Consider the following 12095-nt stretch of genomic DNA (forward strand, 5'->3'; position numbering starts at 1 on the left):
ATACTTTTAACCTGCTCATTTGAAATATCGGGCTCATCAAATCAGTTATCAGCACTGAAATAATTTACAAACTCAAAACAATTAATTTACAAAAAATGAAAACTAAAAATCTTATTAATCTCGCTAAAGTATCTGCATTAAGTTTGGGACTTTTCTTTACTTCTTGTTCTAATGAGAGTATTGAAGACTTACCAGAAGAAACTGGTGGAGAACAAGAACAACTTGTTGACAAATATTTTAAAGGAGACTTAATACAAGTTGAAGACATAGGAAACAATACTTTTAAATTTGGAGATGTTTTATTTGACTCAGCTCAACTTTCTGATGAAATAGTAGCGTATGACGCTAATCCAGAACCAGGCGCAGGTTTAAGTTCAGATCCTAAGTTAGGATTAGCTGGAGGTGTTAGAAAATGGCCCAACAATACCATTATTTATGTTCTAGACAACAGTTTATCAAGTAATCAACGTCAAGTTACTTTTGATGCTATGGATGAATGGAAAAACAAAACTAATATTCGTTTCAAAGAAAGAACTAATGAAAGTTTTTATGTAACAATCCGTAACAGTGGTGCTCAATGTAATTGTGCCTCTGCATCTCTTGGAGTTCAGGGTACTCGTGGTACTATCAATATGGGAGTAAGAACTGGGTTTGGAGTAATGACACACGAAATCGGGCATACTTTAGGGTATTTACATGAGCAAAATCGTAGTGACAGGGATCAATTTGTTCGAATTTTTCCAGAAAATATTCAAGATGGAGCTATTAGCCAATTTAGAGTAGATAACAACTCAGTAAATCCAGGAAGATTTGATGTAGAATCTATTATGATCTATAGTAGTTTCACATTTTCTAAAAATGGACAACCGGTAATGTTAGAATTAGACGGTAGTCGTATACCGTTTAGATCAAGATTATCTGCTGGTGATATTGCAGGAACCAACCAATTATACCCAGGTGGTGACGGTGGTGATGGCGGTGGAGACACTGACACTTGCGAAGGCGTTGACGAATGGGTAAGAGGAAGACAATATACTGTTGGAGACAGAGTAACCTACAGAGGTTCTTTATATGAAAGAGATTTTTCTAGATGGAATCGTATCAAAGAATGTGATGCAACAACTCCTCAAGATATTTGCGAGGGTGTAGCCGCATATAATAGAGGTACAAGATATAGAGCTGGAGATCGAGTTACTTTTCAAGGATTCTTATACGAGTTACAAAGTAATGGAAGATGGTCTAATTTAGGACAATGTGCTAATTAAGAACATTTTTAAATTCATTATAACATTAAGGCTATGGTTTTCACCATAGCCTTTTTTAATACGTTTAAGTTTTAATTTAAAACAATTTTAATTTCTTTGCTTTTCACACTATCACTCACTCCTATCGCGATGAAAAAACTGTTTTCAATTTCTCTATTATCTCACCACCCTTAAATCCAAGCAGACAAAACATACAAAAGACGCTGTTTGGAACTCCAACCATTCAAAACACATCAATACCATAAGTATAAAAATACTTAAACAACATTAAATTTAAGTTATCACAAACGAAAACCCCGAAAGATTTTTCGGGGTTTTACTTCTCAATTTACTCAACTTTCAGCTATAAAGGCTGTTGGTTATCTTAAATATTTTAATACGCTTCATCGTGTACATTAGCCACTGCTCTTCCACTTGGGTCATTCATGTTTTTAAAGGCTTCATCCCACTCTAATGCAATTTTAGTACTACAAGCGACAGATGGTTCTTGCGGCACACTTAAAGCTGCTGCATCGCTAGGAAAATGTCCTTCGAATATTGTACGATAGTAAAATTCTTCTTTGTTTTGTGGTGTTTGTATCGGGAATCTGAAATGTGCATTTGCCATTTGTTCATCAGACACCTCGTTATCTACCACCATTTTTAAAGTATCTATCCAACTATACCCTACACCATCAGAGAACTGCTCTTTTTGTCTCCATGCTACACTCTCTGGCAAGTAAGACTCAAATGCTTTACGAATCACCCATTTTTCCATTCGTTCTCCATTGATCATTTTATCCTTAGGATTGATTCGCATTGCTACATCCATAAATTCTTTATCCAAAAATGGCACACGTCCTTCAATACCCCAAGCAGCCAATGACTTATTAGCTCGTAAACAATCGTACATATGTAGTTTATCTAATTTACGTACTGTTTCTTCATGAAATTCTTGTGCATTAGGAGCTTTATGAAAATAAAGGTAACCCCCAAAAATTTCATCTGCACCTTCGCCGGATAGTACCATTTTCACGCCCATTGACTTAATCACTCTTGCCATAAGATACATTGGCGTAGACGCTCTAATAGTTGTGATATCATAGGTTTCTAAATTATAAATCACATCTTTAATCGCATCTAATCCTTCTTGTATTGTGAATTTTATTTCATGATGCACAGTACCTATATGGTCAGCCACTTTTTGTGCCGCAGCTAAATCTGGAGATCCTTCTAACCCCACAGAAAAGGAATGCAATTGAGGCCACCAAGCTTCTTTAGTATCTCCAGACTCTATTCTTTTTTCTGAATACTTCTTTGCTATCGCAGAAGTTACAGAAGAATCTAATCCTCCTGACAAAAGAACTCCGTAAGGGACGTCAGACATCAATTGTCTATGAACCGCAGCCTCTAAAGCATCTCTAAGCTCATCTATACTAGTTTGGTTTTCTTTTACTGTTTCATACTCTGACCAATCTCTAACATACCATTTTTTTAACTCACTATCGTTACCATATAAATAATGACCTGGAGGAAACAATTCAATTTTTGAACAAACACCTTCTAAGGCTTTAAGTTCTGATGCTACATAAAACGTTCCGTTTTGATCCCACCCCATATATAATGGAATAATCCCCATATGGTCTCTAGAAATTAAATAAATATCTTTTTCTACATCATATAAAGCAAAAGCAAAAATACCATTAAGATCATCTAAAAAGTCTACTCCTTTTTCTTTATAAAGTGCCAATATGATTTCGCAATCAGATTCTGTTTGAAAATTATATTTCCCTTTAAATTGCTCACGTAACTCACTATGGTTATAGATTTCTCCGTTTGCTGCTAGTATTAACTTTTTATCCTCGCTAAATAAAGGTTGTTTTCCTGAAACTGGATCTACAATTGCTAAACGCTCATGAGCAAGTATTGCATTTGTATTTGAATATATACCGCTCCAATCCGGGCCTCTATGACGAATTTTTTTTGACATTTCTAATAATTGAGGTCTTAACACCTCTGAATCTTGCTTTAAATCAAAAGCACATACAATTCCGCACATAATCTTCTTTTTCTTTTATTTGAGAATTCAAATATGAGATATAGATTACATTTATTAAACATAAAAACATCTTTTAATTAATAATTATAACTAAAACAAGATTATTTATAATGAATAACAACTATTTTATTAAAATTTTGAAGACATACTATCAATCTGTTATTCTTAATATTTAACAGAAATTATAGACTCGATTAACATTTAGCTTGTAAGTTCGCCTATATCTTTACGTCAATAATTAAAATAAAATCACTATTATGAAAAAATCACTCTTACTTGTAGCAATTATGCTATTAGGTAGTTTATCTACTATTACTGCGCAAAAATTTGCTGGATTACAAAAAAGTCCAACAGATATTACATATGCCAAAGCAGATAGAAATGCTGCGCCAGCAATTAAAGTTGTTTATAGTCGTCCTCAGAAAAAAGGAAGAAAAGTCTTTGGAGAATTAGTAAAATTTGACAAGGTTTGGAGAACCGGGGCTGACGAAGCTACTGAAATTAAGTTCTTTAAAGATGTAAAAATGGGAGACAAAACAGTAAAAGCTGGAACATATTCACTTTTTACTATTCCTGGAGAAAAAGAATGGACAATTATACTTAGTTCTACTCTAGATGTATGGGGTGCATATACATATGACGAAAGCAAAGATGTTGCAAGAATAAAAGTACCAGCTGCTTCCGGAGACGCTTTAGAAGTATTTTCTATAGCCTTTAAAAAAGTAGACAAAGGTTACCACATGGTTATGGGATGGGATACTGCACGTGTAGAAGTTCCTTTTTACCTATAATAAGTATATATAAAAAGATAGCTCGGTAACTAAGTTACCGAGCTATTATTTCTAATGATCATTCAAGCCCAAAATGAATGATTATACTATTATCAAATGATAATACAATTTTTTCCTTAGATATCTTATCTGTGAATAGCGTGACTCGACGCCCCTGGTAATTCAGATAAAAAATCCATTACAATTCTAAAAGTAATTCTAAATTTTGTGTAAAATAGCCCCATATTTTTATTTTTAATTAATTGAACAAATATAACATCTTAATAACATGATGTCAATGATTTATATATAAATTAGTTATAATTTAAGATTTTATCGATAACATACACAGAGTGACAAAAACTAACAATCATATTTACAAGTAATTGTTGTTTTTTACAAGGATAAATAGGGTAATTTCCCCAAAAATCTTATCTCTTTTATTTCAATATTGACAACAATTTAATCCCAAATTCATAAAAATCATCTATGAATTGCATTACTGCATGCTGCTGGTAATTGTTTCAAAAATTTCTTTAAAGCCTTTATATCTATAGTGATTATTCCGTAAAATAGCTTCATAATCAATTGGTTTTTAATTTTTTACAAAAATTAGCACAGTGTACTACTGTTTTAAAAAAGGTATTATCAAAAGTATTTATTTCCCTAACTAAACGCATTTCAAAGTCCTTCTCGAAACAAAACACATAAATTAATTTAGTATCTAGTTTATATATGTGTATTTTTTTTAATACACCGGGTAATTTCCCTTAAATTATTTATGTATCAATTCCCTAATTTGTTATTTACAAGCGCTTCTTAAAGAATAAAGAAGCAAAAGATAAACTAATAAAATCTACCTATGAATTGCATTACTACTTGCAGCAGGTAATTCTCCAATAAATCTTTTTAAAGCTTTTACATTAATTACTAAAATACCGAAAAAAAGTTTCATAATATGTTGATTTATAATTTGTTATTATTTGCTTTACAAAGATACATTGCATCTTACAATTCAATAAAAAAATTAACATTTACTCTTAATCGTTTTAGATATAAAACATGTTAGCTTAGATAAAAAACATAATAAAAGCCTATGTTGCTAAATAAAAATAAGAAAATTCTTACTTAAAAAAGTACTGTTTTAGGGGTATTCTCCCCCTTTTTGACATACTTTTCAATCTTAGTTTTTGATGTTATATCATTATACTAGGATAAAAAACAATAAACTTTACACAATAGAAAGTAATTGTGACAATTAAACACCTCATTATTTTTCACGTAGTCTATTTTAAATTACTATACTATTAGACCACTGGTTTAGGATTATAACATAAAACCATACTTAGCAAACTAAGGAACTCTGTCTAAATCTATTTTATTAAATGCTTTTTTATAGAGAATCCTTAAATAAACATATTAATTTCTGAAGTTTATTAAAATAAAGAGAGATTATCATAATTGATAATCTCTCTTTATTTTATACCAATTGCCTAAGCAATACTAAAATTCTAATGTCATATTAGGATCTTATTATTATTTACGCATTGCATATCTAGATGCACCAGGTAATTCGCTTAAAAAATTAACGAAAGTTTTAAAATTTGATTCAAAAATAGTGTAGAATTGTTTCATAGCCCCTTGATTTTAAATTACTTATTTAAAACTAACAACAATTAGTTTTTATTCCAAATAAATGTTAAAATAAAAGATAGAAAATCGACAGAATAATTATTGAACAAGATTATTGGTAATAAAAATGTAAATTTTTAACAATTTAAGTAAGGAATTACTCACTTTTTAACATTAAAAACTAAGGGAGATTTCTCTATTTCTTACGGACAAACCGTAAAATATTTGTAATCAAACACTTGTGTTTTCAACAAAATCTCTATATTGTTATTTACCTTACTTTTTTTACGGGATATTTAAGTACTTATGCGTCTGTAAAGACACTCTCCATTTTGGATTCTTCATTACAAAATCTACCATAAGAGGTATCATTTTATCTCTCACACTCCATTCAGGTTGTAAATACAATATACAATCTTCTGAAACTTTAGCAGCTTGCTCCTCTGCAAATGCAAAATCACTTTTGTTATAAATGATACATTTTAATTCATTGGCCACCCCATAAATTTGTTTAGTAGGTAGTTTTACCTTTTTAGGAGAAAGACAAATCCAATCCCAGTCACCGGTAAGAGGATACGCTCCAGAAGTTTCGATATGAGTTTGGGCACCTTTACTTTTAAGTCCTTGAGTAAGCAATGTCATATCCCAAGTAAGGGGCTCTCCTCCTGTTACAACAACTACATTGCTATATTTCAAAGCGTTATCAACTATTTTTTCTGTAAGCGTAGGAGGATGTAAATCTGCATTCCAACTTTCTTTTACATCACACCAATGACATCCTACATCACAACCTCCGATTCTAATAAAATAAGCGGCCGTTCCTTTATGATATCCCTCTCCTTGTATTGTATAGAACTCTTCCATTAAAGGAAGCATTTCTCCAATATTTACCAATTTTTGTACACTCTCTTGCATAAGAGCGCAAAGGTACGCAACATAAAATAATTATTCTTGAAATCTTTAGTATCAATACAAAAGCTGTATTACTTTTTAACAGCGATACATTCTATTTCTATACTCGCTCCTACAGCAAGACCTTTTGCAGCAAAAGTTGTACGCGCTGGTTTCTGAGGAAAATATGTTTTATATATTTCATTAAATGCAGAAAAATCATTTATATCTGCCAATATTACAGTACACTTAACTACATCATTCATAGTCAGACTATGATGGTTTAAAACAGCTTTAATATTTTCTAACGTTTGTTTTGTTTCGTTTTTAATTCCTCCTTCAACTAATTTCCTGGCAGTATGATCCATACCCACCTGTCCTGATAAAAAGTACAAATTACCTACTTGAACTGCGTCTGAAAACGGAGCTCCTTCTTTTTTAGGTTCATGGGTTTTATGAAAAGTAACTTCAGTTGACTGTGCATTGCAACCTATACCCATTAAAAAAAGACAAATGATCATCACTAATTTTTTCATAAACTTAATACTATTAAAAGTTCTAAATTAAACGTATTTTACATTAAAAGTAAACTATAATTTCTATAGAAAAGTTAAGATTCCTATTTTTATCAAAAATTAAAGCTATTATGAGTGACCATCAAGAATTTCTGGATCATATTAATGAAGGTTATAAAACCAAAGGTGATTTTTTAACCATGGGAGCTGCCATGCATGAAGGCGAAACTGTTACAAATGCTCATGTTAAGGTGCCATTAAAAACATTAAACCGCCATGGTTTGATTGCGGGAGCAACGGGTACAGGAAAAACTAAAACGTTACAAGTAATAGCAGAAAATTTAAGTGATCAAGGAATACCGGTCCTATTAATGGATATAAAAGGAGATCTTAGTGGTATTGCGGCTGCAAGTCCAGGACACCCTAAAATCGATGAACGCCATGAAAAAATTGGAATCCCGTTCGAAGCAAAAGGGTTTCCGGTAGAGATTTTATCGTTATCAGAACAAAACGGTGTTAGACTTAGAGCTACCGTTAGTGAATTTGGACCTGTATTACTATCTAGAATTTTGGATGTTACAACTACACAAGCAGGTATTATATCTGTCATATTTAAATATTGTGACGACAACAAACTACCTTTATTAGACCTAAAAGATCTAAAAAAGGTACTACAATTTGCTACACAAGAAGGGAAAAAAGAATTAGAAAAAGATTATGGTCGAATTTCTACAGCCTCTACCGGGGCTATCTTGCGAAAAATAGTAGAACTAGAGCAACAAGGAGCTGATCTATTTTTTGGAGAAACATCCTTCGATGTTCAAGATTTATGTAGATTAGATGATAACGGAAGAGGTATGATCAACATTATCAGGTTAACTGACATACAAGATAAACCAAAGTTATTTTCAACTTTTATGTTGAGTCTTCTTGCTGAAATATATGGTACTTTTCCTGAGCAAGGTGATAGCGGAAGACCTGAATTGGTAATATTCTTGGATGAGGCACATTTGATTTTTAAAGAAGCTTCGAATGCACTAATGGATCAAATCGAAAGTATTGTTAAATTAATACGTTCTAAAGGAGTAGGTTTATATTTTGTAACACAAAACCCAACTGATGTTCCTGATGGAATTTTAAGTCAACTAGGGTTAAAAGTACAACATGCTCTAAGAGCTTTTACTGCAAAAGACAGAAAGGCCATTAAACTCACTGCAGAGAATTACCCGGATTCAAAATATTATGACACCAAAGAAATACTAACATCCTTAGGGATTGGAGAAGCATTGGTATCTGCTCTTGACGAAAAAGGGCGCCCCACCCCTCTAGCTGCTACAATGTTAAGAGCACCCATGAGTAGAATGGATGTGTTAACCGATAGTGAATTAAAAGACCTATTAAAAAGGTCTAAACTTTCTTCAAAATATAATAAAGAGATTGATAGAGAAAGTGCCTATGAGCTTTTAAATGAGAAAATAGAAAAAGCTGAAGCCGACGAAGCTAAAGCGGCAGCAAAAAAAGAACGAGAAAAACTTGAAAAAACCTCTTCCAGCTCTAGATCTCGAAGAAGTAGAACAAGTGCAACAGAAAAAGCCGTTATCAAAGTTTTAACCAGTGCAACTTTTATTAGAGGTGCATTAGGAGTCCTAAATAAGTTATTAAAATAATTTTCGTTTACATATAAAACCAAATTATTTAATCAATTATGAAAAGTAGAATTTTTCAAACAGCACTGGCCTTAGTACTTATATTAAGTTGCCAAAAAGAAAAAAAACAAAACCCTTTTGAAATTTCGATCAATAGGATTGGATTATTAACAAATGAAATCCCTATTAACAAACTAGATTCTATTTTTGCAAATGATTCTATTGCCAAAAGTTCTCCTGATAATAAATTATTAGGAACCACAAATGAAATAGAGATTTATGAAAAAGGAGGAGCTAAATTACTTGTTCTTGAACCTAAGAAAGACACAGACGTTTCTTCTACTATAGGGAATATACAGGTTATAGATCCTAGATATAAGACAGCTTCAGGTTTATCCTCTAACAGTACTTTTAAAGATATAAAAGAACAATACAATGTTTCTAAAATTAATAATACATTAAGTACTGCTGTAATTTTTGTGGATAGTCTACAAGCTTATTTTACTATTGACAAAAAGGAGTTACCCGAAAAATTTAAGTTTAATACAGATTCAAAAATTGAAATTTCAGATATTCCTGATACTGCTAGAATTAAACATTTCTGGTTACAGTGGGAATGATAATTAAATGAAGATGGCAAAAAAATATACAGTTCAAGATTCTCCTTTTGTGGTACCTACAACCGATGGTAAATTAATTGAAGAGCATTTTGGTAAAGCTACAGATGGTAATTCTAAAATTAGTATTGCACATATGGTAGCACCACCTGGTTGGAGTGAGCCGTTTCAAACTCCAGAATTTGATGAGTACACTTATATTATAAAAGGTAAAAAGCAATTCACTATTGATGGAGAAATTGTAATATTATCATCAGGTCAATCTATTAAAATTGAAAAAAACACTAGGGTTCAATATGCCAACCCCTTTGACACAGTTTGCGAATATCTGGCAATTTGCACACCTGCATTTACACCAGAATCTGTACATCGAGAAAATGAATGAAAGAAAAGTTTAAAAAACATCTACCCGTCTTGATTGGAAAATATTTCCAATTCTTATTCTTTTTTTTCCCTAAAAAAGCAATTCGTAAAGCGTATACATTATTTTGTACTCCTAGAAAAGGTAAGGTATTACCTGAACAAGAAGATTTTTTAGAAGATGCCAAAGATGAATTAATATCACTAGAATCTTTGCGTCTTCAAACCTATAGATGGCCTAGTCTTGGGGAAACAATATTAATGGTTCACGGATGGGAAAGTAATACACACCGCTGGAAAAATATTATACAAAAATTACACAAAAAAGGATATAACATCATCGCTTTTGATGCGCCTGCACATGGCAATTCATCGGGTAAAATCTTAAATGTACCTTTATATACAGAATGTCTTCAAAAAATGATAGCCTTATATCGTCCAAATCACATTATAGGTCATTCTGTAGGTGGCATGACTACCATATTTCATCAATACACCTATCCTGATCAAGAAATAGATAAGCTAGTAATTCTGGCTCCTCCATCAGATTTATCAAGAATTATGAAACAGTATCAAGGAATATTGAAACTTTCTCAAAAATTCATGCAAGCATTAAATCAATATTTTAAGGATAAACATGGACATTATTTTGAAGAGTTTACAATTTCTGAATTTGCAAAAAAAATTTCTCAAAAAGGGCTTTTAATTCATGATAAAAACGATGACATTGCACCTTATGCAGAAGCAGAACGAATAGCCAATAATTGGAGCGGAATTAATTTTATAACAACCGAAGATTATGGGCACTCTCTCTTCTTTAATGAGGTCGATACTATGATTTTGGATTTTTTAAGCAAATAATCAATATCGTATTGGTGTTATTATATAAAGTACTAATATTCAAAAACCAATAATTAGGTATTCATAATTTTATATTATTTACCTTTGTGCGTGGAAAATTCTAAACTTACCAGATTAAATAAATACCTAAGTGAAGTAGGGTATTGTTCTCGTCGCGAAGCCGATAAATTAATCGATCAAAAAAGGGTTACTATAAATGGTCAAATTCCCGAAATGGGAACTAAAGTTAGTCCGGATGACACAGTACATGTTGATGGTGAATTGATTAGTGCACCTAAAGAAAAACACGTGTATCTTGCTTTTAATAAACCTGTTGGAATTGTATGTACTACAGCACAAAATGAAAAAGATAATATTATAGACTATATTAATTATCCCAAACGAATTTTTCCTATTGGTAGATTAGACAAACCCAGTGAAGGCCTTATTTTCTTAACTAGTGACGGAGATATTGTAAATAAAATTCTAAGAGCTCGCAATAATCATGAAAAGGAGTATGTAGTTACCGTTAATAAACTAATAAGTCCTCAATTTATTAAACGAATGAGTAATGGTATTCCAATTCTAGATACAATTACTCGTAAATGTGAAGTAGAACAAATAAACAAATACAATTTCAGAATTGTTTTAACTCAGGGGCTTAATAGGCAAATTCGTAGAATGTGTGAATATTTAGGATATGAAGTTACTAGCTTAAAAAGAATTCGCATTATGAATGTAGCATTAGATGTTCCTGTTGGCCAATGGCGCTATTTAAGTGACGAAGAATTAAAGGTGCTTAACTCTGATGTTGATGACTCTAGTAAAACAGAAGAAGCGTCTATCTTAGAAACCCCAAAACGAAAAACACGATTTAATAACTCAACCCCCAAAAAGACACACACTACCCATAAACCAAGAAATAAAAGACGTCGAGATCGTTAAAAGGTTAATTGTTAATTAAATGTCAATTTCAAGTATTCACTAATACATATTCTATAGATTAAGTAAATTTCTTACTTATTACATTATAGAGCATGAACACACAAATTTCACCATTCCATTTAGCCATACCAGTAGATGATTTAAAAAAAGCTAGGCAATTTTATCGCGACATCTTAGAGCTTGAAGAAGGCAGATCTAGTCAGCATTGGGTAGATTTTAATTTCTTTGGTCATCAATTAGTCATTCATTATAAAGCCAAATCAGATCACGAAACTGCATACAGCAACCCTGTGGATGGTAAAGACGTTCCGGTTCCACATTTCGGAGTTATTTTAGAATGGAATACATGGGAAACACTTGCAGAAAAATTAACTAAAAAAGAAATTAAATTTGTAATAGAACCCTACATTCGATTTAAAGGAGAAACCGGAGAACAAGGCACAATGTTTTTTTACGATCCATGCGGAAACGCCTTAGAATTTAAAGCCTTTAAAAATACTTCACAAATTTTTGCCAAATAACTACATATACCACATTTTACAAACAAAAACATTAGGGTTTTAACATAAAATCACA

At 31.8% G+C, this 12095-nt stretch carries 11 protein-coding genes; 8 read left to right on the forward strand and 3 right to left on the reverse strand.

Annotated elements, in window-relative coordinates; all coding sequences use genetic code 11:
- The first annotated feature begins 95 nt into the window (after positions 1–95).
- Positions 96–1265: a M12 family metallopeptidase gene (locus tag D1816_RS10450; protein ID WP_066312577.1), complete on the forward strand. Its 1170-nt coding sequence runs from the start codon at positions 96–98 to the stop codon at positions 1263–1265.
- 373 nt (positions 1266–1638) lie between these two features.
- Here the strand turns inward: D1816_RS10450 and asnB are convergent, their stop codons facing one another.
- A complete protein-coding gene (gene asnB / locus D1816_RS10455) occupies positions 1639–3303 on the reverse strand; it encodes an asparagine synthase B (RefSeq protein WP_118502717.1) in 1665 nt (554 codons plus the stop codon).
- A 257-nt stretch (positions 3304–3560) separates the two neighbouring features.
- Between asnB and D1816_RS10460 the strand changes: the two genes are divergently transcribed.
- Positions 3561–4094, forward strand: a complete 534-nt coding sequence (locus tag D1816_RS10460) for a DUF2911 domain-containing protein (RefSeq protein ID WP_066312579.1) — start codon at positions 3561–3563, stop codon at positions 4092–4094.
- Positions 4095–5990: 1896 nt separating this feature from the next.
- On the opposite strand, the gene D1816_RS10465 is transcribed toward D1816_RS10460, so the two are convergent.
- The gene (locus tag D1816_RS10465; RefSeq protein WP_118502719.1) at positions 5991–6620 is read right to left on the reverse strand and encodes a 7-carboxy-7-deazaguanine synthase QueE; all 630 of its coding nucleotides are present in this window, start codon (positions 6618–6620) and stop codon (positions 5991–5993) included.
- A 68-nt stretch (positions 6621–6688) separates the two neighbouring features.
- A complete protein-coding gene (locus D1816_RS10470; RefSeq protein ID WP_118502721.1) occupies positions 6689–7132 on the reverse strand; it encodes a RidA family protein in 444 nt (147 codons plus the stop codon).
- Positions 7133–7242: 110 nt separating this feature from the next.
- On the opposite strand from D1816_RS10470, the gene D1816_RS10475 reads away from it, so the two are divergent.
- The 6 genes from D1816_RS10475 (at position 7243) to D1816_RS10500 (ending at position 12040) form a co-directional block, all read left to right on the forward strand.
- Positions 7243–8778: a helicase HerA-like domain-containing protein gene (locus tag D1816_RS10475; protein WP_118502723.1), complete on the forward strand. Its 1536-nt coding sequence runs from the start codon at positions 7243–7245 to the stop codon at positions 8776–8778.
- A 38-nt stretch (positions 8779–8816) separates the two neighbouring features.
- Entirely contained in the window at positions 8817–9377 is a 561-nt protein-coding gene (locus D1816_RS10480) for a hypothetical protein (protein WP_066312589.1), read from the forward strand.
- Between the two features lie 13 nt (positions 9378–9390).
- Positions 9391–9759 carry a cupin domain-containing protein gene (locus tag D1816_RS10485; RefSeq protein WP_118506245.1) on the forward strand — a complete coding sequence of 123 codons (369 nt, stop codon included), beginning with the start codon at positions 9391–9393 and terminating at the stop codon, positions 9757–9759.
- On the forward strand, positions 9756–10595 hold the full coding sequence (locus D1816_RS10490; RefSeq protein WP_118502725.1) for an alpha/beta hydrolase: 840 nt from the start codon (positions 9756–9758) through the stop codon (positions 10593–10595). The genes D1816_RS10485 and D1816_RS10490 overlap by 4 nt, the downstream gene beginning before the upstream one ends.
- 90 nt (positions 10596–10685) lie before the next feature.
- On the forward strand, positions 10686–11519 hold the full coding sequence (rluF, locus tag D1816_RS10495) for a 23S rRNA pseudouridine(2604) synthase RluF (protein WP_118502726.1): 834 nt from the start codon (positions 10686–10688) through the stop codon (positions 11517–11519).
- Positions 11520–11611: 92 nt separating this feature from the next.
- Entirely contained in the window at positions 11612–12040 is a 429-nt protein-coding gene (locus tag D1816_RS10500) for a VOC family protein (RefSeq protein WP_118502728.1), read from the forward strand.
- Positions 12041–12095 lie beyond the last annotated feature (55 nt).

Source organism: Aquimarina sp. AD10, from assembly GCF_003443715.1.
Classification (GTDB): Bacteria; Bacteroidota; Bacteroidia; order Flavobacteriales; family Flavobacteriaceae; genus Aquimarina; species Aquimarina aggregata.